Consider the following 26,932-nt stretch of genomic DNA (forward strand, 5'->3'; position numbering starts at 1 on the left):
TTGAAATGGACTTTATTATCTAAAGAAGTTTATTTGAATTCGGTTCTATTTGGTTAATAAAACATTTTTATTGAACAGAAAACTCAATTAAAGATTGAATTTTCTTAATAATTAGTCTGAATTTTATAAAAATGTTATATAATCCCATGGAATAAAATGTATGATATATTTGAATTGTAATATATAAAATTAAGGGGAGGAATTATAATGGGTAAATTCAGAAAAATAATGGGTGTTGCGTTAGTAAGTGGGATGGTAATTAGTGGATTGGGAGGAATTGGTACAACTCAAGCCAATGCCGATGAAATGAGAGCGCATTCATATATGAATGCGCTTCAAGCGGAACCGATTAAAAAAGGAATTGGTGGCCGTTCAATCTTAAATAGTACAGGCTCAGTTTTAACTACAAAAGTAACATTACCAGAAATCAAAAATAGTAATGGAACTCTTAAAGCGAAAGGTGGCGAACTTTATATTTATTCTGGTTTTTCTGGTTCGGTGGAATCAGATATTGGATTTTTGTATAGTGAAACATATAATGTTTGGAAACCCTATATGAAAGTAGGTGAAGATAAATACCCTATTTATATTGAGGGGAAAGATGAGTTTACGAACTTGAATGGCTTTAAACCAGGAACTGAAGTCCAACTTACGATTTATAAAAACTTAAATGGCAACACTAGGGCAACCTACTGGGGAACAAACGGAAAAGGCTATACAGGAAGATTAATTTCTGAAATCAAGAATACTAATATTAGTAAAGTTAACAATTGGAAAGCGTTATCTACAATTGCAGTAAAAGATGATAGTCAAACGAAAAATATTAAAGTAAATACCCAATATAGGGCTACATTTAGTGATATTTTAATAGATAACAAACCTGTTAATCCTATTAGTAATGCTACTGAATTTGCAAAAATCTATACTAATAATAATAAAGTATCAATTGATATTATTGAGAAAAAGTAGTTATTAAATTATTAATTAGATATTTATCTACTATATGTTGAATTTAATCTATCCATACAAATTACACAGAAGTAAAGGCAAAACGTAATATGTCACTGCTAATCAAGCATATGTATATGTGAGATAAGAACAATAAAAGCAGAATCCTCGCAAGGTTCTGCTTTTATTGATTGTAATTAAATCCTATTACTTCGTATAAACCCTCATATGATTTTTTCTTCAATTAACTCCAACATCTATTTAATTTATCTTTATATGAAATTCTCTACAAAATGATACAACCATTGATAATGCATTCCTAAATTGAGGGTTATTTATTTTAATTATGCAAAATAATATATTCTGAATAATTAATCTTTTATTTAGAAATATCAGAATTGAAGGTGGTATCCATATAGACGGAATATTCTGGTAGAATTGAATGGATATACATAATATGGGTGAGGGGGATTTATATGTCGGTAATTATGGGTAGCGAACAAGTTACAAAGTTATTGAATAATTGGTATGTTGAAATTCGTTCAAGAAACATTTCTAAAGCACACCGTATGAAAGAGCAAATGGATAGCCTGATTCAGGAATTAAAAGAGGATGAATGGGATTCATTAGAAGCTAAGAAGTTACTACTATATTATTCTCTTCTCGAGTTTCGATATAGTTATTTAGTGGATAATGTAAGCTTATCTGAACAAAGCTTTGAAAAGATAGAGACTTTCGAAATACCAGAGGATGAGCTTTTATCTTATTATTATTATTTTTTTAAAGCTATTCATAGGAGTGTAACAGGTAAATATAATGAAGCGAGCGAATATTTTGGTAAGGCAGAAGTTTTTTTGGAGAATATATCTGATGAATTGGAAAAGGCTGAATTCTATTACAAATTAGGTTCGTTTTATTATGATATATTTCAAGGACTTTTAGCAATTAAGTATGTTAGTAAGGCACAAGAGATTTACCGTAAATTTAATGGATGTGAAACAAACATTGCTTTTTGTGAAAACCTATTAGGTTTGGCCTGTACCCATTTAAAGGAGTGGGGACTAGCTGAAGAACATTTTGCAGCCGCAATGAATCAATTTCAAAAGATTGATGAAGACTATTATATTTTAATGGTTAGACACAACTTTGGTCTATTATATGCAAGTCAAAATCTTTCTGAATTAGCAATTCGTTATCTCTCTGAAGTGGTTGAGAAGAAGCCTAAACATTATAAAGCTATCTTTGTTAAAGCGAAGGAGCATTATAAACTTAAGGAACATGAAATAGCAAGAGAACTTATTGAAAAAGGATTGGAAATCTGTAATGAATTGAAACTTGAGGAATATCAGCATCGTTTTATGATTTTAGAAGCGCTGAATGGAGATGCTCCTGCTGAAAAGTTTGAAAAAGTAGTATTAGAAGGAGTTAAGTATTTTGAGAGAGAAGAGTTATACATGTACATGCAAGAGTCTATGGAAGAGTTAGCGATTAAGTTTTATCAAGAAGATAATCACTCTAATGCTAGTAAGTATTTTTATTTAAGTACACAGGCGAGAAAAAAAGCAGTTGATAAGGAGGCTTTGAAATGAAAAAAACAATGACTATTTTAATGGGAATGATAACGATATTAACTTTAACTTTGGGCGTACAAACATCTGTAGAAAAACAGCATAATACGGAGTTTACAAGATTTGCAGATGGAGATCATCACTAATAGTACTTTGTTATAATTTAATTGTAATGAGTTTGGAAAATAAAAAGGTTGTAGTTTCAATGAAACTACAACCTTTTGTTTTTTGTATAATTTTCACACGGGAGAGATACTGGATGGAAATAGAGAAGTTTTAGTAGATTTGTTTTATTTTGAAATTAGTTTGAACGAAGGGGATAATTTGCTAAATACACTATGTTGTTCATTTCCTTCTTGATTCATACTTGCTTGAAAAGTTGAAAATCCTTTATACGTTTTTCTTTTCCATTGCCATAAGCCATTATTTTGATCGAATTCACTATAGTAATGATTGTAATCAAGTTTGTTTCCGGTGTTTTTATTAAAATTATTGCTAATAAAAATAGGGCTATTGCTTGCATAGATGTGGTTATTGGTAATTACGTTGTTGCGAGTATCGTAATTTAATTCGATTTGCCCACTCTCTTGATCTCTTGTGTCATTTTTATAAATAATGTTATTTGTAATTGTGTTATTTTCGGCATAACCTTGCTGACTGTCATATCCACCAAGTGCAATGCCACTCATAATATTGTTAGATATTGTATTATCTCTAACTGTAATTTGACTTGCACTTTTTCCCGCATGTTCGATAGCTACTTCAATACCGAGGTTGTTTTCATAGCTCTGATTTTGCTCAATAATAATTTCCTTCCCACCATCCACGTAAATACCATCAGCTGAATATTCATTATAACTAGTATTATTGAAGGATGAATTGTGATGAACGATATTGTTACGAACAATTCCGTTTCGTGCTTGATCTAAAGCAGCTACTGGAGATACGCCTTCATGTCCAATCAGAACAATTCCGATGTTGTTGTTATCATGTACTTTGTTATCGGTAACTTCAAAGGAATCTACATTCCCATTCACAGCAATTGCTTCACTTAGTCCTAATTTCAAATTTGCTACTTCGTTATTATCAATGACAATATGATTTAAATTATTTTGTGCATTAGATGAAGTACCATAGACAGCAATCCCGTGTGCGTTTCCATTCTTTACATTTGCTTCAATGTGATGGATATAATTATTTCTAATCTCGATATTACTCCCTGTTCCGGTAATATAAATACCGATAGGGGTTTCGCTAACTTTCGTTGATTTTAAATTGCGAAATTCTAACCCGTTTACCTGAATATAATTTTTATCTTCTATGGTAAATAATCCGTCATCCTCTAACTTGACTTTAGAACCATCGAGAATTACCTTTTCATTCTGGTAATTTTGAAAAGTAATCGGTGCTCCTGAGGCTCCAGAATGAGTTACACGTACCTTTTGGTTATAAACTCCGCCTCTTATGTAGATTGTGCTTCCTTCTGTGGCGATGTTAGCAGCCTTTTGAATGGTAGCGAAAGGCTGATTTAATGTGCCGGAGTTGAGGTCACTTCCTGCCGGAGATACATAGTAATCTGTTCCAGATGTAACATTGTTATTGGATTGTGCAAAAGTTGGTGCTGGAAGTGCAAGAATTAATATAATGAAAGAGAGTATTAAGATAAAACAGGATTTTTTTAACGATGGAAATATTGTTTGATATTTCATTATTATTTTCCTCCTTTTTTATGCATTCCTTCTCAACTATATAGTTAAAACTGACGATTTATATCTTGTTTCAGTAAAAAATTTAACTTGATTAGGACAAAGTCAATCACGTTCCAGAATCGATAAAATCTATATAAAGTTACATTGCTTACGAGAGAGACGTAATGTTTTGAATAGAGTCTCGATGTTTAAAAAAATTGCGATGTTTTGTTCCTTGGGATCTGTTTACCTAAAGGGATGTTTTTATAGTGAAAAGAAGATCTGAACTAAAAGATCGATTAAGGAAATGTTGAGTAGCAATAAAGTTATATCATTTTTAGAATCAGTTCCTTCTTTCTGAGAAAAAACTTCGTCACTATATTATCTAAATTAATTTGGTTGTATTCTCCAGTTCGAACAAACTATAAAAAATAGTTGTAATTCAATTTAAATTGAAAGATAGATAAAAAACATCATCTTTTCTAGTTAAATTTTAGAAATAAAAACTTTTTTACACTTGGGGGAGTAAAAACCCTTAAGTTGATAGGAATGTATAGTGACTACCTTGTATGTTATTGAAGGATAGTACTCTATATGAGTATGCAATTGTACATATTCATATAAAGTACATAATACATAAAATCCCATAAAGTTATAGTGAAAACATTTTTTTGTATGATATTTATTAAGATTTAATGATATCGACAAATTTTATGTTTAATTATAGTAGTAAAATTATTTCACTTCATGAAGTTATAATAGTATGAAAACTTTTTAAGTATAATTAGAAAAAAATAAAAAATTTAATGTCAGAAAAATCAAATATAAGATGTGCAATTTTCTAGTTTACTTATGAAAAGCATAGTGATTAAAATGGGGGGGAAGTAAGGACCTTATATTCTATCAAAAATAAATAAAAAACGAGATGCAATTACTCTTTTGAAAAAACTTCTATCCTCAAGTGTGTGTGAAGAAATTCTAACGTTAGGTTGTACAACATTTACGACTAAAACTTGTAAAAAAACAATAGTGAAGAGGTGTAAGGAATGAAGAATAAAATTATGACAGGATTTTTAATAACATCAATTGTTACCGGGGCGACTATTCCTATCAATACTCTAGCAACGCCAATCGTTCAGGCAGAAACAAAACAAGATAATGTAGATATTTCCTCAGCATTACGAAAAATAGGTGCACACTCCAAGTTAACACAAACCTTTATTGATGGAGCTTTAGCAAGTCCGAATGTACAGCTTGAAGAAGTTCCATCTTTAAATACAAATCAATTTCTAATTAAACAAGATATGAAAGAGTGGTCATCCGAACTTTATCCTAAATTAATTCTATTAAATTCAAAAAGTAAAGGATTTGTAACTAAATTTAATAGTTATTATCCAACATTAAAAGGATTTGTAGATAATAAGGAAGATAAAGAAGGGTTTACAGATAGACTGGAAGTCCTTCAAGATATGACCATAACAAACCAAGAAAGTGTGCAACGTCAAATTAATGAGTTAACAGATCTAAAAATACAGGTAGATAAGAAGTTGAAAAATCTTGATACTGATGTGGTAAAAGCACAAATTGTCCTTAATTCAGAGGGAACAGGAAAAATAGATAAGTTAAAAAATGAAATGCTAGATACAAAAAAATCAATTCAAAATGATTTACAGCAAATAGCATTATTACCAGGAGCTTTAAATGAACAAGGGCTAAAGGTATTCCAAGAAATTTATAGTTTATCGAAAGATATTATTGAACAGGCTGCTCAAACAGCAGTAGTAGCGTATAACAAAGGAAAAGAAATAAACAATGCCATTGTAGACGCAGAGAAGAAAGCAGAGCAAGAAGCAAAAGAAAAGGGAAAATCAGCTATAGAAATTGAGGCTGCAAAAAAAGAAGCACGTGAAACAATAGAGAAAAGTAAAAAAGGTGAAATCGCTGCAGCTGCAGTTACAAAAACGAAAGAGTATGATCTTATGAAAGTAATTGATCCTGAAAAAATAAAAAAAACATATAATACTTTTGCTGAAATTAATAAACTAACAGCTGAGCAACGAGCATATTTAAATGATTTAGAGAAACAAAATCAGAAATTATATGACTTAACAACTAAATTAACAGTAGCAGATTTACAAAAATCAATGATTCTTTTCATGCAAAATGACTTGCATACATTTGCTAACCAAGTAGATGGAGAAATTGAGCTAATGAAACGTTACAAAGAGGATTTGGATTTAATAAATAATAGTATTACAAAATTATCGACTGAAGTTGATATCAATAACACTCAGTCTCAAAAAGATACATTAAGACGATTAAAAAGTGTAACAACTCAACTTGAAGAACAAGTTTATAAATTTTGATATTAAGAAATTAGGTTTATTGAAAAAATTATAACGAAACGGAAAATAAGGAGGAGAATCAAATGATGAAATTTCCATTTAAAGTCATAACCTTAGCTACTTTAGCAACGGTTATAACTGCTACAAATGGTAGTACTATTCATGCACTTGCACAAGAACAGACAGCTCAAGAACAGAAAATAGAAAATTATGCGTTAGGACCTGAAGGATTAAAGAAAGCGTTGGCTGCAACAGGGTCTCATATTCTTGTAATGGATTTGTACGCAAAAACTATGATTAAGCAACCGAATGTAAATTTATCCAACATTGATTTAGGTTCAGGAGGAGGAGAATTAATTAAAAATATTCACCTGAATCAGGAACTGTCACGAATCAATGCAAATTACTGGTTAGATACAGCGAAGCCAAACATTCAAAAAACAGCACGTAATATTGTAAATTATGATGAGCAATTTCAAAATTACTACGACACATTAGTAGATACTGTAAAAAAGAAAGATAAGGTGAGCCTTAAAGAAGGAATAGGGGATTTAATCGATACAATTCATACAAATTCAAATGAAGTTACGGAAGTCATTAAGATGTTAGAGGCTTTCAAAACAAAGTTGTATACAAATACTGTAGATTTTAAAAATAATGTTGGTGGTCCAGATGGACAGGGAGGATTGACGGCTATATTAGCGGGAAAACAAGCGTTAGTCCCACAACTTCAGGCCGAAATTGAGAATTTACGTTCTACACAGAAATCACATTTTGATAATGTATTAGCCTGGTCAATTGGTGGTGGATTAGGAGCAGCTATTTTAATTATTGGAACGATTGCAGGAGCGGTAGTAATTGTTGTGACTGGTGGTACAGCTACACCAGCTGTTGTTGGTGGTCTTACAGCTCTAGGAGCCGCTGGTATCGGTTTAGGAACAGCAGCTGGTGTTGAGGCATCTAATCATATGAATTCTTATAATGAAATTTCGAATAAAATTGGAGAATTAAGTATGAAAGCTGATTTGGCTAATCAAGCGGTTATTTCACTTACTAATACGAAAGACACTCTAACATATTTGTATCAGACAGTGGATCAAGCAATAATGTCTCTAACAAGTATTCAGCAACAATGGAATAAAATGGGGGCTAATTATAAAGATTTATATGATAATATCGACCAAATGCAAGAACATAAACTTTCGTTAATACCTGACGATTTAAAAGCTGCAAAACAAAGTTGGAATGATATTCATAAGGACGCAGAATTCATTTCAAAAGACATTGCTTTTAAACAAGAAAAAACAAACTAAAAATTAATATATATTAATAGGAGGAATTAAAGTGAATAATAATTTTCCATATAAACTACTTGCTGTATCAACGTTTTTAACCCTGACAACAACTACTGTAGTTTCTCCAGTAGCTGCTTTTGCAAGTGAAAGTAAAATAGAACAAACGAGTACGGAAGATATATCACTTTCTGTAAACAGCGAAAAGATGAAAAAAGCTTTGCATGATGCTGGGGTATTTGCAAAATCCATGAATGATTACTCTTATTTGTTAATTAATAATCCAGATGTTAATTTTGAAGGAATTGATATTAAAGGATATACAAATCTACCTAGTCAAATTGTACAAGATCAAAAGAATGCAAGAGAGCATGCTACAAAATGGGATGCGCACATAAAAAAACAACTTTTAGATACTCTTACAGGAATTGTAGAGTATGATACTACATTTGACAATTATTACGATACATTAGTAGAAGCAATTAATGAAGGAGATGCAGATACATTAAAAGAAGGTATTACAGATTTACAAGGGGAGATTAAAAAAAACCAAGCATATACACAGAATTTAATACAAGAACTAGCTAAGTTAAGAGATAGTATTGGAGAAGATGTCCGAGCATTTGGAGGTCATAAAGATATCTTGCAATCGATTTTAAAAAATCAAGCATCTGGAATAGATGAAGATGAAAAACGCCTAAATGATGTTTTAGAGCAAGTAAGACATTTTAAACAAGTAGAATCGGATGGAATAATAACTGTATCAGTTCCCTCAATCCCTACATGGATTGCTGGAGGTGTAATGATAGGGGTAGCAAGAAATAATTTAAGTACGCTAGAACCGCTATTAGCGCAATTGCGCCAAACGGTAGACTATAAAATAACATTGAATCGTGTAGTTGGAGTTGCGTATAATAATATTGCTGAAATGCAAAATGCAATTGGATCAGCTATTAATGCTCTCACCTATATGTCAGCACAATGGCATGATTTAGATTCTCAATATTCAGGAGTACTTAATCATATTGATAAAGCATCCCAAAAAGCAGATCAAAATAAATTTAAATTCTTAAAACCTAATCTGAATGCAGCCAAAGACAGCTGGAAAACATTAAGAGCAGATGCGTTTACATTAAAAGAAGGAATAAAAACATTAAAAATGGATCCTGTTTCTTCAAAAAAATAGGGAAGTACGGTTTTATTGGAAAGTTTCCTAAAATATAGAGGCTTTAAAAACATACTGTTAAATAATTAAATGATTCGTTATCATCAAAAAAGGTGGAGTTGTATTAAGGACTCCACCTTTTTTTTGATGATATGCTTCTAATGAGCTAAAACTTTTTGTTCATTTATTTACAAGAAGGTGGGATTATGGTGTATGTCATTCCATACGACAGATTCGCTAGGGAAGATATCATTTATTGCTTAGCAAAGAATTACGAGGAAATTGGTTTAATGCGTTTTGGTGATGATAATGAGGAGTTCGATTTAAGATGTGGTGAATCTTTATAAGGTTATTATAGTAAGCGTTTACAATAATAACGATACATTTTTGTATGCAATATTGCATATTTATACATTAGACCTCTATTTTTCATTTTTTAATGGTACTATAGCGAGATGAGAGTCTTTAAGGGTTCTCCTTGATAGGAGGAAATATGGAAAGAGTGCAAGCGATTTACAGTAATCAAAAATTTAAGAGTTGGGTTAAACAGGTATTAGCTGTAGGAGGAATAATAGGGTGCTGCTATTTGGTGTTATATGTTTTCTGTTTTTTAGTTATCATATAAATAGTATACAATTAAACTAGTAGAGTCTTGCCTAGAGAGGTAAGGCTCTTTTATTATACCTGGAGATGAACAAACTACATACAATACCTCCCAGGTTTGTCAGATTACTTTGTATAGTGCCTTGTTTCTCTATGTTGCGAACACTAACTCCTGTCATTGAAAGTAAATAAACTTCTATTCACAAGTTTCCATTTATATTGAAAACAGAATTCTAATGATAAAAAATGTGTTTTTATAAGACAAGCATAAGTTATCTTATGTTTTGGTAAAATCTTTTTATCTTGGAAAAGGATTTAAATCTTACTAATAAATTTGAACCCTCTTCATATGTTATTTTCTCTATATTATCATATAAATATAATATAGAGAAAATGATTTAAAAGCAAGTATTTTAGTAGGGGTACTGCTACATGCTCAACAACTTAAGGATTTTATAATACCCAAAATAAAAAACTTTGCAAATTTTCTAAAAACAAACTATTTAATTATATCAATAATGAAATTAATTAATATAATATATTAATCCTAACAGAAGGGAGGATTAGCCATGCAATTAGTTTGTTTTAAAGTAGTAAATGGACAATACTTTTTAGTTGTAGAAGGTATCGAGATTCCTGCGCCAATTCCAGCGTTTGCTGCAGCTTTATTAATTGGTTTAGGAGTAATCCCGCTTTGTTCTTAATTTAAGGAATTCCAAACAGCACTACCTTTCAATCGATAAACCCTTAAGCATATGAATGCTTAGGGGTTTCTTTATAATAAAAAAGAAAAGACGCCATAAGGCGTCCCCACAATTAGGTAGATAAAACTCTAGTTTTCCAATCTAAAGAAATTTTGTATCAGCTCTTTGAAAGTATATCATAATATCCGATTGATTTATTATGCATTATTACATACTCTTCTCAAACCCTCTAGTTTTTATTTGATAAAATAGAATCCTAATATTACTAAAAATCAAATAAATATTTCTAAAAACACTAAATATTTACAAGGATAACAAAAGTGATACATTTAAGGGGCAAATTATAAAAAATATTAAAGGGGGAATAAAGAAGTATTTAAAAAGAACTAATATAAACGGTGAGCAGTGATACAGGTTATATGAACCTATATCTTGTTAAAAAAGGATACTCATTTGAGTATCCTTTCTCTAACTTGAACCATCTTGATTTTTATAAGATGAAAGTTGGGTGCAAATCCAATATGGGCATAATGAAAGGAAATACCAACATTGCTTTAGGTTTTCTATCATGCAGTAAAATCTTGTTATTTAAATGAATTGTTTAGCTGAATTCAAAGGATTGAAAAACGTATTTAAAATTGTAATATCTTTGCAAAGATAAAGATAATAAAGTGATCTAATTAAGGCATTTGTTCGTTAAAATGAGTTTTTCAACAGATTACTATTTTAGGGTGAATTCTGTAATGGAATGATAAGGGGCATTTGTCTATTGGGATTTCAGAAGGATTTAAAATCGTATATCTAAAAAATATAAACATATATATTTTAAGAGGACTGAGTTTGAAAGTATAACGATAAATGTGCTGGGTTTACTGACACATTTATAACAGAAAAAACAAACTATTCAAGACCAGTGCTATCAGATACTACAATTCTACTGGTCACGTTAATTATTTCTCACTTGTAATAGGGGGAATTGTAGTGTTTTGAAATGTATCTGTTTTTGTTTCCCTATATGAACGATTATAGCAACGGGCTCCGTACTGAAATAATGAAGAATCATCATTTGTTTATTCTGATTTCTGGAAAAGTTTTAATAGTTTTATGCTGGACAAATATATTTTTTAGGAAGAGGAGAGATTATTGATGGATAATCAATTATTATATCAACAGCCAAAAAGAAAAAAGGCACTCGTGATTGGAGCTGGTATTGCAGGCTTGCTTACTGCACGCGTGCTTTCCAGTTATTTTGAGACAGTGATAGTTGTTGAAAAAGATGAATTACCCCAAAAACCATCTGAACGTCCAGGTACACCCCAAGACTTTCATCCTCATCGTGTATTACCACGCGGAGAAATCATTATGAATCGTTTCTTTCCTGGATATGTTGATGATTTATTAAATCTAGGGGCCCATAATATCAAGAATGATAAAATGATTCGATTTTCTCCGTATGGGGCACTTGAACTAGTTATAGAGCGAAAAGGTGCAGCGAGCAGTCGAGCATTGTTAGAATGGACAATCCGCCAACGTGTGCAAGAAATTCCTAATGTACATTTTTATTCAAGGCAAGCAGTCACAGGCCTTTTAGCTTCGTCTGATCACAAGCGTGTTATTGGAATTCATATTCAAGAACGAGACGAATTAAAAACAAAGCGAACTGTGTTAACCGATTTGGTAGTGGACACATGTGGTCGTCAATCGAAACTCAATAAATGGCTTACATCTATAGGATATGATGTTCCAGAACCAGAACGTTTAAAGGTGAATTTTGGATATAGCACGAGATATTATAAAGTACCCCCGCATATCAAAGAGAAATTGAGTGCAATTTCTGAAGGAGATCCTGCTAAAAACGTTGGTGCTGTAGGGTTATTATATATTGAAGATAACATAGCTCAAGCGCTTCTATTTGTTGCTGGAGGTTTGCACTATCCACCAACCAATTCAAAAGAATATGAAAAAGAACTGGATTCATTAGTTACCCCTATGATGGGGGAGTTAATCAAGGAGTTAGAACCAATTAGTGTCCCAAGAGGATTTAGAGCGCAGGAGTCAACTCGTCAACATTTTGAACAAATGGAAAATTGGCCATCTGGATTATTAGTGTTAGGTGATGCTTTTTGTAACTTTGATCCTATTTACGGACAAGGGATGACCGTAGCCGCCATTGAAGCTGAAATGTTAGATACTTGTTTAAAAGAACATTCTACTTATAAACCTGGATTCGAACGCAAAGTGCTGCAACGTATGCAACAAGCTATTGAGCCGGCATGGTGGCTGAGTTCAATTGCGGATTTGCGTTGGAAAGGTGTTGAACATGTAGGAGCCGTTCCACTAAAAGGTGTGAAATTTGCACAGAAATATTTTGATTTATATCTTAAACAAGCTGTAAAGCAAGCAAATGAGGGTAATTCATCCATGCTCCAAAAATATATAATGATGAATGGGTTAGTTCATTCGCCTTATGAAATCATTAACTCAGATATGTTAAGGATGTTAATCAATAGAGATGGGTCTTCAGAAGAGAATGAACTTTTGAACGAACTTGGAGAAGTAGATAAGAAACCAATGCAAGAAAGAATACATGAACTAATCCCTTCCTTTACACTAGCTTTTGAGAATAGCGCTCCAAATCTGTTCTCATCCATTTCAATTTCTAATGTTAAATGAGGAAAAGGTAGTACAAATCAATGAATATTTGTATTAGATATACTCTAATTTTTTATATTTTACACACTATATCAAAAAAGAAACATAACCTCTTATTTTCTGCAGGTATATGTTTCTTTTTATCATTTTTCCAAGAAGACCCCTTCCTCAAGGAGCGTGAAGGATCACAGCCCAGTGAGTAGGTAGGAAAGGAGGTATCTTCTAATATATGTTGGATGATACTTTTTTGATTTATGAACAAAAAGGCTATTGAAAGGGTCTTAATATAAATATCAGAACCCTTTTCAATATGTATACTTATTTCACTGCCTCTTTTAATTCTTTTCCAGCCTTAAAAGCAGGTGCTTTTGAAGCCGCGATTTGCATTTCTTCACCTGTTTGTGGGTTACGTCCTGTACGTGCAGATCTTTCACGTACTTCAAATGTACCAAAGCCAAGAATCTGTACTTTCTCTCCGTCTGCTAACGCATTTGTTATTGTATCTAATAACGCTTGTGTTGCTGCAGCAGCATCTTTTTGTGTAAGTTCAGCTTTTTCTGCTACTATTTTTGTTAATTCTGTTTTATTCATTTTCTGCACCTCTTGATATGTAATTAGGTGACTATTATAACGTGTGATTACTTATGATGCAATTATACTGTACATAGAGTTATAGCAAGTACAAGAAGGACAATGTCTGTGTAAAGGCATAAGATGGATATTGATTATCGCTTTAAATTCTGTTCATATTTCTTTACATCTTCCATGTTTTTAAATATTAACACATCAAAAATTCCTTTTTCATTCCCACATACGACAACAAAACCATCTGTTGCTTCCAAAACTCTACCGATGCCACCATCTGTAAGTGTAATACTGGTGAGATGTTTTACGTTCAGTTTTTCTTCTTTTCGAATGTAAGTAGTTATGGGTGTTCCTACAGGAAATGCGTCTGTGATCTCTTTTGTTGTATATGTGCCATCATCTATTGATTGAGTTTTAGCTGTAATAGAATCAGTTTGAGTGGCACATCCTGTTGAACATATTAAAAGCATTCCAGTAATAATACTTACACAAGCTGTTTTTACCATTCACAAAATCCTCCTATAACTGTTCGTATTTTCAACCCATTTAGGGTAACAAATTATATATACGAAGTTTGTTGGTTTATATGAGTCGTAAATTAACAAAGATACAGGTATTTTGGCAGAATGTGTTTCAAACAAAAAAAAGACACCTAAAGGTGCCTTCCTGCGACTGGAACCATCGTAATATGGTATTGGGTGCCAACCTGATTATTTTTTACCACATTAAGTAATTTTGGTTGTTGAGAAATATAATTCAAATCTATATTTTGTTTATTTTTGCTTCGTTAGATTTTTTGTAGTGGATTCTTCAATCTGTTCAGATTTAATTTTAATTTCAGAGGTTATTGCTATCTTGCTACCCGAGTACACACAATAACAGCATTTGTTGCACCAGAACCAACATGATTAATCAAATGTAAAAAATAGTTAAAGTCGAAACGTATGTTATTATTATATTGAGAATTATAAATTAAAGATGGCATCTGGAAGGGAATAGTTATATATGAAAACAATAAAGGGAAAGTTATCTTTTAGCATTGATATTATAGGTTGTATCCTTTGCATTATAATGCTTATTATAAGTCTTGTTAATTTTAGAACATGGGTCCCTCCTTTTCTATTCTTTATCTGCGGACTAATTTTCTTCATTAATATAATAAATACCAGTAAGGGAAAAGGGCGTAATTCAAATTAATATAAAATTGTATCCGTATAACCAAAAAATGCTATTCTTTTTGTAGAAATATACAGAGAGGATGGCATTTTTTATAAATTTTTTGTTTCAAGATGAACTCCAGTGATTTGCTAAGGGCTTATATCAATATTTTCCTCCTCCACTTTTAGTACAGCTTGCTAGAGGGGGAGATTTTGTTTAAAGAAAGGGAGTTTTTGCGATGTTACCTAATTATATAAAGATAGTTTATGAGATAGCCAAAAAAGCCCATGCTGGACAAGTAGATAAAGCAGGTATGGATTATATCAAACACCCTGAGGCAGTTGCTAGCTTTGTAAATACGACAGAAGAGAAGGCTACTGCTTATTTGCATGATGTTCTTGAAGATACTGAGATAACAGCTGCTGATTTATTAAATGCTGGTATACCTCATAACGTAGTTGAGGCAGTGCAGGTACTGACAAAAGAGAAATACACACCTTATTTTGAGTATCTGAGCAGAGTGAAAGAAAATTCTCTTGCCCGTACAGTTAAACTTGCAGACTTAAAACATAATTCTGATCGCTCAAGACTTGCTAGAATAACAGATAAAGACCTAAAACGATTGGAGAAGTACCGCAAAGCGATTAAATTTTTAGAGAAATAAAAGAATCAGCAACTTCTTTAGTTGCAATTCCCTAAAAATACTAGACGTTTGAGGCAACGCTTTCTTGCAATTGTTTTAAGCCATGTAAGACTGATATCCCGGTTGCTGTGAAATAGAAAAATAAGAGACTATATTCTGAGGGAATCTTGAATATAGTCTCTTATTATAGGTTTTAAAACATTAATTCAGGGATTTTTAATTGATTTTAAAGTAAGTTCCAAGTCTCATCTAGAATAGGTTTTGGTGGTATGTAAATAATTGTTCCATCTCGCCCTCTTGTTAAAATAACTCTATATGCATTGAGTTTAATTTGGAATGGATCTTCGACACCCCATTGATAGTGTTGTCCTTTCCAAGCCCCATTTTGTAGATAAAGATCATCATCCCAATGAACGAGTGCCATATCTAGTTCAAGTCCTTGTGTTTGAAATTCAGTTGCGCTGTAGTTAAGGTTTTTACAATAGTATTGAGACCCTGGATAGTTAAAGTATTGAGCGATTTTACTAGGCCTTTCATATCGTTCATCTCGTGGTAGAACAGGGACTTCTTTTTGACGATCAGCGCCACCAGCACAGACGACACCAACTGTTTTTGTATCATCCTGATAAAGCTGATTTAAAGTAATTTTTGCTTTGTCTAAATCACGCGTAATAAAAAGCTGATAATGTTCCTTCGGTAGGTTATGAATAAGCTGTTTCGTTTGTTCAAAATTAATATCTAATAAAGTATTAATAATTTCATAGTATTTTAAAGCTGCATGAGCACGGAAAGATGAATTTAAATGTAGCTGAGAATGAGTTTTATAATGTAATGCATTTGTGAATACAGAATTAGGGTATTTAGAATGAACAGTCACGTTTTTTTCAGCGATCGCAGTATTCCACAGAGGGAGACCGCCTTCTTCCCCAGAATAGATCTCTTGACCTTCCCCAATTAAGCCAATTGTTACACTCCACGGCTTATTATGTGTCGTAATATTCATTATAATATCGGGTTCACTTAAGTGTTGGGCTTCTCGCTTTCTTCGAGTGAGTGATTGGTCGACTTTTTTGGTATCCCATGCTCGTTGTGCTTCATCAAAAATGATAATTTGTTCTTTTGGAATGGTTTTCTTTTCGAGAAAATCCATTTTATATCCATATAGGCCTTGTACGAACGTTCTATTTTTTAACGTATCTTGTAATACGTCTACTAATGGCCCGTTACCAGATAAATAAACTGCATTTTTCATTTCATGTGCAATGGTCAGACCCAAATATGTTTTACCTGCTCCTGGCTCACCAGATACTAAGATTAAGTGATGGGTATTTGTATTTTGTGCTTCTTGAATAATTGTTCGTATAGTTTGTTGTACTTTTGGAAAATTACTGCTTGATATTGCTTTAATATCAGGGAGTGGTTCATTATGTAAAATGGAACGAGCAGCTTCTAGCATAGAAGGTGAAGGTTCATAGAAACCATTGATTATTTCCTCTATCGTCAAAGTTTGTACTTCAGTTTTATCTAATATTCGGTTAATAATAATTTCCAATCCATCAACTGTTGAAAGGGTTACTTGATAATCTTTTTGGAATTCCCATTGTTCACCTTCATAGTTTGTAAGCAGTAGAATACCTATGACTTGCATGTTAGATTGTTGAATAGCTGAGTGATAATGCTGGAGATCACGCATATAAAGTGATGTTTGAATGTATTCAGAAGGTGAAACGTGATTATAACTTTTACATTCGATGACTATCAAATAGCCATTGATTAATAAAAGTATATCTGGACGACGGCCACCTCCGCGTAAAATCTCATATTCAAAAATAAGTGATGCATCTAAATTAGGAAATCGATTAAATAAATCTTGTAGCTTATTGTAACTATCAATCCATGCTCTCTTTTGAGAAGCAAGTTTGGGATCATTTGCATTAGTTTTATAGACATGATATTGCAATTGTTTAATGAATGATCTTAAATCTAATTCTTTAAATTGTTCAATAGTTCCAGCCCAGCCATAGTTCAAGATAAATGCCTCCTTAAGAAGTAGTAGAATATATGTAAACCTTTTAATTTTATACATATAGCAAACTTATTCGAAATTGTTCTTCTTTCTGTGAAACTTCGTGACTTTGTTCTAAATCTATATTAGCATTTGTGTATATAAAGTGAAAATAAGAGGGGCTACCATATGAAAATAAAAAAAGTAACATATAGCATGATGATTAGTTTACTACTACTAATATCATGTGATATATCGAATGAAGAAATTGAACAAAAAGCACAAAATTATACAAAATCAGAGTATGGTCTTTCTGTTAAACTAGATCAAGTTGAAACAATTGAAAACGGTAAGGATATAATGGGACCAGATGTACGAATAGCCCATGTACAGCAAGTAGATAAACCGTATTTACAATTTCAATTATCATTCGATGGACAAGTCTCTCCAAAAGTAGTGAATGATAATTATAAAATAAAAAAAGAAGCGAATGATTTAAAAGAAAAATTCAATACATATTATGCTGGAAAAGGGAATAATGATATATTTACGTTTGAACAAATGTATACAGGAGATGCTGTTTTCGATAAAAAGGCTGAAGCAGAAATAGAAAAGAAAAATTCAAAGAAATATGTTACAGCAGTTTTTAGAAGTAATATCTTTTTGGATGTAAATAATCCCGCACATATGGAAAAATTAGCGGATCTTGCAAAAAGTGTCCAAGAATTTAATAAAACAATTGAAAATAATAAGAGTAGCGTGGAAGATATAACAATTCAGCTGCCAAATGTTAAGAAGGAATTATTACGAAATATTGTAGTAGATTATGTATTAACGGCTGAAAATGCAAAAAAGACTCTTGAGAAAAAAGAGGATTATATGAAAGCATTACAAATGAAATATTAGGTTTAAAGCATGCGTAAATGAATCAATTAATTAAAGAGAGAAATTTGAATCCTTAAAGAAGTTGGACAAGGTTAGTTTATTTTTACGCGCGGATGCTGAAGCAAAGAAAAAAGAATTAGAAGGATTACGTGAGAAAGTCTAATCTTGTAATTAATCAGGGGGCCATCTGTAAAAATGGGTGACTTCTCTGTGAATTAACTGTAGATATATTTTTAAGGAGAGAATGAAATTATGGGACAAGTGGTGAGAGAACTATATTCTCTAAGTAAACAATATAAAGCTCAAATGAATATTAGAATTCAAATTGATAAAAAAACAAAAAAATAACTAATATATGCATAGTATCTATTTGCCTAAGTGAATAGGAGTGGTCTAATAAATATAGAAAGAATGAAAGGGGGATAGAAACTGGCAAAGTTAACACTGATACTAGGAATGATACTTACAACACTAACAATCATCGAAAAAGTCCTAGTCATCTACGAAAAGTAAAAAAGCTCAAAACCAAATGAAAACGCCCAGCCAGACGTAAACAAAAATGATTTTGAGCAGAAGAGAGAAGCCCACCTTCTCCCTTCTATACACATTATAACAACTTGCCAATTTGTAAACAATATGAAGAAAACAAGCAATTCAACAAGCTTCTTAATTATTTTCATTACACTGTGTTACTTTACCTATTTTCGAAATTCAGTTGAAATGAGTATTTTTAAAACGATTTTGGATATTTTGTTAATTATTATTTTGGTCTTTTATATAATAAATACGTTATTGCGACTCTATGGGATTTTTAAAGAAAAAAGAGGTGAATAGAGTGTACAAGTTTGAAGATAAAGAGCAACTGCTTTCTTTTTTACATGATGAAGTATTAACGACACCAGAGGAAATGGATGTTTTAGGGATTAATAAAGCGGGAATTAGTAAAATGATTATAAATGGTAAAATTGTGCCATTTAAGAAGATGGAACGAGTGAGTTTATTTCTACGTGAAGATATTGAAGAGAAGAAAAAAGAATTAGAATCATTAAGAAGTATACATCGTTCTTATAATGAATGATTAAATGAGTTTTGATTTGAGGGAGGGGAAAAGTTGAGTGGTAGTTAATACATTAAAAAAATCAGCAGAACTAAGGGGAATCCTGATGAATTACTTTCCAGTTATGGAGAATTCATCGTTTAGTTTTAATGAATCTGATATTCCAGATTATGATTTAGACTCTCATGATTTCATTAAGTTTGCCGAATATGAATTAGAGCAAATCAGTAATGAACAAGATCATATGAATAAGATTCATTTAATTAATTGTATATCTCATTTGAAAAGAGCAATAGAGTGCCAAATGGATATGTGTTTGCAGGTTTTAGGATTATCTAAGATTGTGAAAAAAAGTAATTTAGGTTTCAATAAAAAAATGGAGTTTTTCAGTAAGTCAGGCGTTTTTAACTCTCGTTCACTTACTAGACTCAATGGAATAAGAAATAAGTTAGAACACAGTTATGAGATACCAAAGATAACAGAAATTGAGACGTACTTTGATTTAACTGTTGCTTTTGTATCAGTTCTAGATTCTATAATAATTTATCGAAGTTCCTGTGTAGGTGCTGAATTCTATATAGAATCAGATGAATTTAATGAATTAATCCTCTTCTCTGTTGAGTATATATATAATGATGTACCGAAAATTACTTGTGAAATTAATAGTTTTGATAGAGAAAAGATGAAACCTATTGTTTTGAAAAGAATAGAAGTTACAGCAAAAGAATATGAGGAATTCCCATATTTTTTGAAAGTGTTTTTATTGTTGCGTAGGTCTGAATATACGATAAATGTGGAACGTGCCCTAAAAGATTTAAGTAGTATCTAGAAATGAAAATGCATTTTAAAAGAAAATTATTCATAAAGAAAAAACAGTATAGACTAGTAAAAATAGTTCATATAAAGAGAAATAGCCGTTCATGTTAGAGGGTTATTTCTTTTTTATAGTAAAGAAATAAGAGATGAAGATAATTCATCTCTTTTATACGTTCTTATTTTCATGAATACCTAAATGTTTTTTTAGTGCATCTTGCAACACTTGAGAGTAGTTTACATTATTAGCTTTTCCCATTTTATCAAGCCAATGAGGAAAAGTTATGTTTTCTTTACTGCTTTATTTTCAATTTCACTATGGAATGGTGGCATCCATACTTCTATTAAGCTAATAATTTGATTATCTGTAGTTTGAATAGAAGTGGGCGGAATAGCGCCTTTATTTTCTTCTATTTCATATAGATGAGTTGCTAATGTCTTTTTAGCCATTTCAAAAGCATCTTCATAGTTAGTACTATTAGCATGACAATCTGCTAAGTCAGGGAATGTAGCAATGACTTGTTCATTAGAAAAATCAAAAATAGATGGGTAGATGTAGCGATCGTGGTAAGTGCTCATTTATTTTTCCTCCTGCTATTTTTTGAATTTCATGAAATTTGAAATGGTAACGGCCAAAATCCATAAAACAATAACTATTAAGTAGATGGTGTCTAACATTTTTAAATTAGAAAAGTCGGTAACAATAAAGTAATGAATAGCTAAAAACAAACAAACAGTATTTAAAATCAATGAAGTTTTTGACATATTGATAAGGGGAGATGGATATTGTTCTTTGAGTAATCCAACTAGTTAGTTGGGTTTACTTGTGTCATCTTTGTTTTATTTAAGAAGTATGTATATTCATAGAATGAAACAAGAGGTCCATGATATTTTGTCTAAAATATCTAGAATTTCCATCTCCCTTATACCCACCTTTCTATAATTTCATTATAATATGTATTAAGTTAGTTTGGGTATTGTATATACTGATAAAATAATAATGAAATATACAATGCTAAAAGAAAAGCTATAGAGAGTATTTGTTGTATTTAATTATTTTAGTATGGTTAAAGTAATACAAGATACTCGGGATATTTATAATATTACTGAAATCAATTAAGAATAAATTGTAAATAATAAATCAAAGCTATCTTCGTTTTTCCTTGTGACCAAAGGTATATATAAATTATAATTTTTTATAAGATTATCGATAGTTTGTAAATATAAAAATTTTGGATAGCTGGCTTGTTTATAGAAAGAATACTTGGGAGGAAAATATGTTAAAAGAGATTAATATTTTACATATTTCTGATCTCCACTTTGGAATGGAGTCAGAAAAGGATGAAACAAAGAAAGCGCAGAGGGATAATGCTTTGAAGGAAATGATTAAAACATTATCTAATTTAAAGGATGGGGATCGGCCGCATATTGTAGTTATATCGGGTGATATAGCTTGGCAAGGAAAGGAATCAGCATATTCAATAGCAAATGAGTGGATATCTAATTTATTGAATGTTTTAAATGTTGGAAAAGAAAATCTCGTAGTTTGTGCGGGTAACCATGATATTAATAGGAATAAAACAATGGGAATGAGCCCGCCCCAAAATGCAGCTCAAGCAGATGAGTGGTTGTCAGTAGAGCATTTAGAAAACTTTATCCGTCCTTTTGAGGCATTTGAGAGATTTTGTGAAGGTATGGAAATCACAAAATTATCCATGGGATCTAAGGAATTTAACTTGGTGGGCCAAAGGGAAATACACGGAATTAAATTTGTTGTACTTAATAGTGCATGGTTTTGTAGGGGGAATGAAGATAGGGGGGAATTATGGTTGGGGTTACCACAGCTAGAGCTTATGCAATCCAAGGAACAACTTATTAATCCTTCTGACTATGATAATGGTCCAATAACAATTGCTGTAGTGCATCATCCAAAGGAATGGTTAAATGATGCGGAACAAAATACATATGAACGTCCAGGTACCTACAGGTATTTGTCACAAAGAACACATCTGATTTTATCAGGTCATGTTCATGCGGCTATTGAAGAGCCTTCAAGAATATTTAACCGTGCTTACTCGGTGATAGGAGGAGCAACATATGCAGGAGAAAGATACAGAAACAATTTTTCAATATTAAAGGTTAATAAGGAATCTAGAACTTGTGAGCAAATCCCCTATGAATATGATCCTAGAAATGGAAAATGGGAACTTAAGCAGCATAATAAACTTTTTTTCGAGGTAGATAGAGAAAGGAGGGAGAAAAAGGAGCTACTACTATCAGATGGGAATTCACCATTAAATACTGCAGAAAGAGAGATAAGCAGGTACCTTAATTGGTTAAAGAAGCGTACAGAAACATTTATTGTTCCAGGTACTAATGTACCACTTTCCATTGAGCATGCCTGGGCGAGTTTGCACGTAATAGATGAGTCAAATGGTATCATTAACGAATCATTGGAGATGGAGATTACCAAATATCACGAATGGGAACGTCTTTCGCATCATCGTAATCCAAAAAAAAATGCCCAGGAAGTCACTGAGTTAGGTAAAAGGGTCATCCTTATTGGAGGACCAGGTTCTGGGAAAAGTACTCTTGTCCGACGAGCGGTGAATAGATTGACAGCTAAAGGTGAGAGGGTATTGTATGTCCGTCTTCCACATGTGGCAAAGGAAATGGAACTGGGAAGATCTTTTGAGGATGCGTTATGGTCTGTTGCGCTTGATGGGTATGCTGGAGATAAAGAGTTACTAAAGTCGGAGATAGGACCTAAGATTATTCTTATTGCCGATGGTTTAGATGAATGTGAACCAATTCGAAGAAGAGTAAGTCAATCGTTGTTTGAATGGTCAATTGATAGACAGGATACCCGAGTGGTCGTGACAACCCGTCCGGTGGGATATGAATCTGCTCAATTTAATTCTTTTCATCATGTTGAGATATTACCGTTAGATGAAAGGGAAATTAAAGCGTATTCCTTAAAACTTTTAAATATCTTAAATGATGATGAGAGAAAAGCAGCAGAAATGCATACTAGTTTCAAGCAGCAATTAGAAAATAATAAAATGGTTAGTGTGGCAGCTCGAAGCCCATTATTATTAAACTTTTTAATTCAGTTGTTAGTTTCAGGGAAGTCTTTTGGTAAGTACCGTGCTGAGTTATATAGTAAAATCCTTGAGGAATGGATCAGACAATCAGACAGGGTAAAAGAGAAACAACTTAATGAACAGATAGCAATGCGTTCTATAGAATGGATTGGGTGGATTCTTCAAAATGTACTTGATGGTAAGGGAGGAAGATCTAAGAAGGAGATATTACAAAAACTATCTTTTTTTATAGAAGAAGAGCTTGGTGTCATGCCTTTAAAAGCTAAAGAAATAGCAACTAACTGTTTACAGTTTTGGGTGGATATTGGGGTATTAGAGCATCTTCAGGTTGGGTATGAGAATGGTTATACTTTTATCCACTTAACCTTAGGAGAGTATACGGCAGGAAAATATATTTCTAGTTTACCAGAGGAAAAGCAGCGAGAGTTCCTTTTAGAAAGGATGCATATTCCAATTTGGCGCGAGACCTTGCTTTTAGCTGGTGGATCAGGGTGTGCTAGTCTTTTCGTTGAAACTATCATGGGAAATACAAATGGTAAGCTTGACTTATATAATGATATAGCATTCGCAGCTGCAATTTTAGCAGAAGTACCAACTCTTTCGGACTTAAATAAAAAAGTCGCTGAGAAAGCCATTAATACTATTAGTTCACCCATTTCCATGTTATGTTATGAGGCTGGGGAAGGATTAGAAGGTATAGCTCAACAAGAGCCTGATTGGACGTTAATCCTTGTGAACCCTCTTTTACAGCATGAACAGGAGTGGACGAAGCTTGTCGCATATAAATTAGCCCTGCTTACAAGACAATTTATAATTGATGGATCTACGGTTTTAACTTTAATTGCATTAAAGCCGAAGGAATCTATCACTCCCCTAGAAAAATTTAAAATACCAACTGGGTGGAGGGTATGGAATAAGGTTATTGAGCTAGCCATGGAGCAGCTTTTAAAAAATGAGACTTCGGATAACAAGGAATTAGTAGAAGTAGTTGAGGCATTAGGAGAGGGAGGTTTTAGTGGGGAATTCTATTTTGATTTTTCAGAAAAGCTTCAAGGTATGCGCAGACTTGACCTGCTAAAAATATTGAATCGAAAATTTAAAAGTAGTCTGGATCAATTTGATTTTCATAGGGATTTACTAAAAATGTACGAAGGAGAACGTGCATTACTTGCTTCTATATTAAGGCAAATTCCCGATAGACAAGAATGGTGTTTTAGTGAAGGGGAACCTTTGTTTGAAATTGGTAAAATTTACCGTAATATGCAATTGGGGGAAAACCCTACTTTCGATTTAAACCCATTGGTGGATGGAATACAGCTGTCTGCCGTCGATGAAGTTATAAAAGGTATGTTACTCGTACATGAAATAGTAGAAGAGAATATCTATAATGAGGCTCAGTGGGTATTAAGTAATGTTAAAAATGATAGATTATTACTTTCTATGCTCCCAGATGTACTAATACATGAACCTAACTGGGAAAGAGCAGAATCTATTTTAAATAAGAATCTATTAATTAAGTCCTTAAGTTATCCTTCCCATGCAATTGCTAGTAATGCTTCTCTTTTATTAGTAAATTGCTTTGAAAAATCTGAAATAATGTCTTCATTTTATGAAGCATTTATGGAGGCGGAAGGAGAAAGTTTATTTTACTTTACAATAATAGCAGAATCTATTTTAGGAGAGAATGCTATTAATGCTATTTTGGAACGCTTAAAAGGAAAGCGGACGAAAGGTCTACATTATTTATATGGATCCCTATCTGACTTTTATCAAGCAAAAAACAATGAATTAGTTAGTACCGCTTTAATGAATGGTATTAACGACGACGAACCAATTATAGTTCAGAAAGTTGCGGAAGTTATGCTTAAAATGGGCGGTGCATATGATGAAGAAATGATATTTAAAATAGCAAAATTTTGGGACGAGCATGGTGTTTTGTGTAATACTGACGAAATAAGAGTTGTTGGTTCCTCTTGTCCCAAATGTCATGTGGTTCCTCAAAGCCCTTTACCGGAGCTAATTACCTTATTAAAAAAATGTAAAATTCTCTCCTTAGAAAAAAGGAAGTATTTTTCTAAGCATCCCCGCTTGGATGTACAAAAGGTTGGCTTGGAAGCACTAGCTTATTTTCTCTCCACCTCTTTAGAGGAAATGAAGAAACTGATTCAAGAGATTAAGAATGGAAGAGAGCCTTCAGTATTACTAGATGCTATTTTCAGTGTAGATCATATCTTATTAAATTCGATTTCAGCAGAATTACTTTCCTTAATTGAGAGTAATAGATTTGATGTAAGGAAAAGATTATTGCAGGAACTTGCTAAAAGTCAATGGGCTGACCAAAGTTACAGTATTCCAATCATTAAAAAGGCACTAAACGACGAGAACTCTATTGTTCGTAACCAAGCTGTTATAACTTATCGAAGCATAGGATGGTAAGAAAAAAGTCTAAGGGAACAAGAATTTTAGAAAAACTGACGAGGGGAAATATCTCTCGTCTTAAGTTTTTTAAGTGTTAACAAAAAGAGAACCGTAATTGTCTCATTTTTATTTTTTGTATACAGATAAACACAAGGGGCCTTTGCGTGCTATGCTTGGTGCTCAAATTTTTAAAATTATAACTCATAAGAAAACACTAGGGAATAAGAAATTGTTATACCAGTACTTCGAGGTATATCAATTTGCTAGAAACGCTGATGCCAGCAATCTTTAAAAATGCTTGAGGTGTTAGGAGGTTAGATACTATTAAGAACTTAGAAATGGACATAACAAATTTCACACTATCTAACGGAAAGAAAAAACTTTTTAAATTCATTTACTACTTATTTCATTATCCATTGAATTAAATACGATCCATCCTCGCTCTAAATAATAACTATTGAAACTATCTGGAATTTCTTGTAGGAACCTCACGAAATATTCTGTACGAATAAGTTCAGGATAAAAAAGGTACAGGGATAATTTATTTAACTCTCTGAGTCTGTCTAATTGAAACTCTTACTTTTTTAAAGAGTAGTTATTACGTGTCTGCATATTTTTCATATTTACCCTCCGTGTATAATAATTAAAATTATATAAAGAGGAAATGACGATATAAAGAATTGTATAAACTAAAATAAAAGCCTAAATATTTAAAAGTAGCAGCTTATTTAATCCTAAGAATACGGGAATGCATTTGCTCATATTAGAGTGATCATCTTTATGTTTGCTTTTTATAAATTTTGCTTCTTATCCTTTATGAAAGTAAGGTAAATACTATATCTCTTAGATATAAGCTATATAGTTTACTTTTCTATGCATTCTTATTTTTCGAAAATTTTTATAGGATAATTACTGGTATACGCATGTGGAAAGGATGTAAGATTAAAAAGGTAGTAGTTAAGCATTTATTTAATGTGAAAATTCTTAAAAATAATAGTATCGTTTATAAGCTAGTTGCTGGAGTAACGTTAGATATATATTGAGGAATGTTAAGATGATAAAAATAGGCAGATCTTCATTATTGCAAGCAAAGACTAAGGTGTAAAGTCCTGATATGCATAATGATTTCACTTTTGTCTTCCCTTTATAAGTATGAAGTTGATAGTCAGTTTTGCTTACATTCTATATCTATATTATAATATTATAATAAACAGTAGATAAATCAGGTGTTATATATTTTTTGTTTAAATACTGGATAAGATAATGAAAGTTTTTGCGGTATTGGCATAAAGTAACTGA

The 26,932-nt window shown here is 32.1% G+C and carries 17 protein-coding genes and 2 pseudogenes; 14 read left to right on the forward strand and 5 right to left on the reverse strand.

Annotation, left to right across the window (positions count from 1 at the left end; genetic code table 11):
* Window positions 1–207: 207 nt before the first annotated feature.
* From DOS87_RS12565 to DOS87_RS29880, 3 genes are all read left to right on the forward strand, one after another.
* Window positions 208–969 (forward strand): YrpD family protein, encoded by a 762-nt coding sequence (locus tag DOS87_RS12565; RefSeq protein WP_098330951.1) that lies wholly within the window; start codon window positions 208–210, stop codon window positions 967–969.
* 455 nt (window positions 970–1,424) lie between these two features.
* Window positions 1,425–2,537: a response regulator aspartate phosphatase gene (locus DOS87_RS12570; RefSeq protein ID WP_048538722.1), complete on the forward strand. Its 1,113-nt coding sequence runs from the start codon at window positions 1,425–1,427 to the stop codon at window positions 2,535–2,537.
* Window positions 2,534–2,662, forward strand: coding sequence for a hypothetical protein (locus DOS87_RS29880; RefSeq protein ID WP_017657325.1), 129 nt, complete (start codon window positions 2,534–2,536; stop codon window positions 2,660–2,662). Before DOS87_RS12570 ends, DOS87_RS29880 begins: the two co-directional genes overlap by 4 nt.
* Before the next feature lie 144 nt (window positions 2,663–2,806).
* Here the strand turns inward: DOS87_RS29880 and DOS87_RS12575 are convergent, their stop codons facing one another.
* Window positions 2,807–4,225: a right-handed parallel beta-helix repeat-containing protein gene (locus DOS87_RS12575; RefSeq protein ID WP_208730287.1), complete on the reverse strand. Its 1,419-nt coding sequence runs from the start codon at window positions 4,223–4,225 to the stop codon at window positions 2,807–2,809.
* A gap of 1,025 nt (window positions 4,226–5,250) precedes the next feature.
* Here DOS87_RS12575 and DOS87_RS12580 point away from each other — a divergent pair.
* From DOS87_RS12580 to DOS87_RS12600, 6 genes and pseudogenes are all read left to right on the forward strand, one after another.
* Complete coding sequence (locus DOS87_RS12580; protein ID WP_208730288.1) at window positions 5,251–6,570, forward strand: hemolysin BL lytic component L2; 1,320 nt, start codon at window positions 5,251–5,253, stop codon at window positions 6,568–6,570.
* 62 nt (window positions 6,571–6,632) lie between these two features.
* Window positions 6,633–7,862 carry a hemolysin BL lytic component L1 gene (locus DOS87_RS12585; protein ID WP_098522429.1) on the forward strand — a complete coding sequence of 410 codons (1,230 nt, stop codon included), beginning with the start codon at window positions 6,633–6,635 and terminating at the stop codon, window positions 7,860–7,862.
* Between the two features lie 31 nt (window positions 7,863–7,893).
* Window positions 7,894–9,027, forward strand: a complete 1,134-nt coding sequence (locus DOS87_RS12590) for a hemolysin BL binding component B (RefSeq protein WP_208730289.1) — start codon at window positions 7,894–7,896, stop codon at window positions 9,025–9,027.
* A gap of 164 nt (window positions 9,028–9,191) precedes the next feature.
* A pseudogene (locus DOS87_RS12595) lies at window positions 9,192–9,329 on the forward strand (DUF6094 domain-containing protein); the annotation flags it as partial.
* A gap of 849 nt (window positions 9,330–10,178) precedes the next feature.
* Window positions 10,179–10,313, forward strand: a complete 135-nt coding sequence (locus DOS87_RS30120) for a hypothetical protein (RefSeq protein WP_001177696.1) — start codon at window positions 10,179–10,181, stop codon at window positions 10,311–10,313.
* Between the two features lie 1,146 nt (window positions 10,314–11,459).
* Entirely contained in the window at window positions 11,460–12,986 is a 1,527-nt protein-coding gene (locus DOS87_RS12600) for an FAD-dependent oxidoreductase (RefSeq protein WP_208730291.1), read from the forward strand.
* A 297-nt stretch (window positions 12,987–13,283) separates the two neighbouring features.
* On the opposite strand, the gene DOS87_RS12605 is transcribed toward DOS87_RS12600, so the two are convergent.
* Together DOS87_RS12605 and DOS87_RS12610 are read right to left on the reverse strand one after the other, a co-directional pair.
* The gene (locus DOS87_RS12605) at window positions 13,284–13,556 is read right to left on the reverse strand and encodes an HU family DNA-binding protein (RefSeq protein ID WP_050845355.1); all 273 of its coding nucleotides are present in this window, start codon (window positions 13,554–13,556) and stop codon (window positions 13,284–13,286) included.
* Between the two features lie 134 nt (window positions 13,557–13,690).
* Window positions 13,691–14,056 (reverse strand): hypothetical protein, encoded by a 366-nt coding sequence (locus DOS87_RS12610; protein ID WP_208730292.1) that lies wholly within the window; start codon window positions 14,054–14,056, stop codon window positions 13,691–13,693.
* An 890-nt stretch (window positions 14,057–14,946) separates the two neighbouring features.
* On the opposite strand from DOS87_RS12610, the gene DOS87_RS12615 reads away from it, so the two are divergent.
* The gene (locus tag DOS87_RS12615) at window positions 14,947–15,372 is read left to right on the forward strand and encodes an HD domain-containing protein (RefSeq protein ID WP_208730293.1); all 426 of its coding nucleotides are present in this window, start codon (window positions 14,947–14,949) and stop codon (window positions 15,370–15,372) included.
* 205 nt (window positions 15,373–15,577) lie between these two features.
* On the opposite strand, the gene DOS87_RS12620 is transcribed toward DOS87_RS12615, so the two are convergent.
* Window positions 15,578–17,380 carry a DNA/RNA helicase domain-containing protein gene (locus tag DOS87_RS12620; RefSeq protein WP_208730294.1) on the reverse strand — a complete coding sequence of 601 codons (1,803 nt, stop codon included), beginning with the start codon at window positions 17,378–17,380 and terminating at the stop codon, window positions 15,578–15,580.
* 165 nt (window positions 17,381–17,545) lie between these two features.
* Here DOS87_RS12620 and DOS87_RS12625 point away from each other — a divergent pair, with 165 nt between their 5' ends.
* From DOS87_RS12625 to DOS87_RS12635, 3 genes are all read left to right on the forward strand, one after another.
* Window positions 17,546–18,262 (forward strand): hypothetical protein, encoded by a 717-nt coding sequence (locus DOS87_RS12625; RefSeq protein WP_208730295.1) that lies wholly within the window; start codon window positions 17,546–17,548, stop codon window positions 18,260–18,262.
* 781 nt (window positions 18,263–19,043) lie between these two features.
* Complete coding sequence (locus DOS87_RS12630) at window positions 19,044–19,319, forward strand: helix-turn-helix domain-containing protein (RefSeq protein ID WP_098282839.1); 276 nt, start codon at window positions 19,044–19,046, stop codon at window positions 19,317–19,319.
* Between the two features lie 37 nt (window positions 19,320–19,356).
* Entirely contained in the window at window positions 19,357–20,127 is a 771-nt protein-coding gene (locus DOS87_RS12635; protein ID WP_098282840.1) for a hypothetical protein, read from the forward strand.
* A 153-nt stretch (window positions 20,128–20,280) separates the two neighbouring features.
* On the opposite strand, the pseudogene DOS87_RS12640 reads toward DOS87_RS12635, so the two are convergent.
* Window positions 20,281–20,690, reverse strand: a pseudogene (locus DOS87_RS12640) (type II toxin-antitoxin system HicB family antitoxin).
* Window positions 20,691–21,388: 698 nt separating this feature from the next.
* On the opposite strand from DOS87_RS12640, the gene DOS87_RS12645 reads away from it, so the two are divergent.
* The gene (locus tag DOS87_RS12645; RefSeq protein ID WP_208730296.1) at window positions 21,389–25,651 is read left to right on the forward strand and encodes a metallophosphoesterase; all 4,263 of its coding nucleotides are present in this window, start codon (window positions 21,389–21,391) and stop codon (window positions 25,649–25,651) included.
* Window positions 25,652–26,932: the final 1,281 nt, after the last annotated feature.

The sequence above is a fragment of the Bacillus sp. CR71 genome (assembly GCF_003429245.1).
Lineage (GTDB): Bacteria > Bacillota > Bacilli > Bacillales > Bacillaceae_G > Bacillus_A > Bacillus_A thuringiensis_S.

Bases quoted from the DNA above. Each gene is read 5' to 3' on its own strand.
- DOS87_RS12570 (WP_048538722.1), top strand. From the start codon at position 1,425: ATGTCGGTAATTATGGGTAGCGAACAAGTTACAAAGTTATTGAATAAT.
- DOS87_RS12645 (WP_208730296.1), top strand. From the start codon at position 21,389: ATGTTAAAAGAGATTAATATTTTACATATTTCTGATCTCCACTTTGGA.
- DOS87_RS12625 (WP_208730295.1), top strand. From the start codon at position 17,546: ATGAAAATAAAAAAAGTAACATATAGCATGATGATTAGTTTACTACTA.
- DOS87_RS12585 (WP_098522429.1), top strand. From the start codon at position 6,633: ATGATGAAATTTCCATTTAAAGTCATAACCTTAGCTACTTTAGCAACG.
- DOS87_RS12605 (WP_050845355.1), bottom strand. From the start codon at position 13,556: ATGAATAAAACAGAATTAACAAAAATAGTAGCAGAAAAAGCTGAACTT.
- DOS87_RS29880 (WP_017657325.1), top strand. From the start codon at position 2,534: ATGAAAAAAACAATGACTATTTTAATGGGAATGATAACGATATTAACT.
- DOS87_RS12615 (WP_208730293.1), top strand. From the start codon at position 14,947: ATGTTACCTAATTATATAAAGATAGTTTATGAGATAGCCAAAAAAGCC.
- DOS87_RS12575 (WP_208730287.1), bottom strand. From the start codon at position 4,225: ATGAAATATCAAACAATATTTCCATCGTTAAAAAAATCCTGTTTTATC.
- DOS87_RS12610 (WP_208730292.1), bottom strand. From the start codon at position 14,056: ATGGTAAAAACAGCTTGTGTAAGTATTATTACTGGAATGCTTTTAATA.
- DOS87_RS12580 (WP_208730288.1), top strand. From the start codon at position 5,251: ATGAAGAATAAAATTATGACAGGATTTTTAATAACATCAATTGTTACC.
- DOS87_RS30120 (WP_001177696.1), top strand. From the start codon at position 10,179: ATGCAATTAGTTTGTTTTAAAGTAGTAAATGGACAATACTTTTTAGTT.
- DOS87_RS12630 (WP_098282839.1), top strand. From the start codon at position 19,044: ATGGGATTTTTAAAGAAAAAAGAGGTGAATAGAGTGTACAAGTTTGAA.
- DOS87_RS12600 (WP_208730291.1), top strand. From the start codon at position 11,460: ATGGATAATCAATTATTATATCAACAGCCAAAAAGAAAAAAGGCACTC.
- DOS87_RS12565 (WP_098330951.1), top strand. From the start codon at position 208: ATGGGTAAATTCAGAAAAATAATGGGTGTTGCGTTAGTAAGTGGGATG.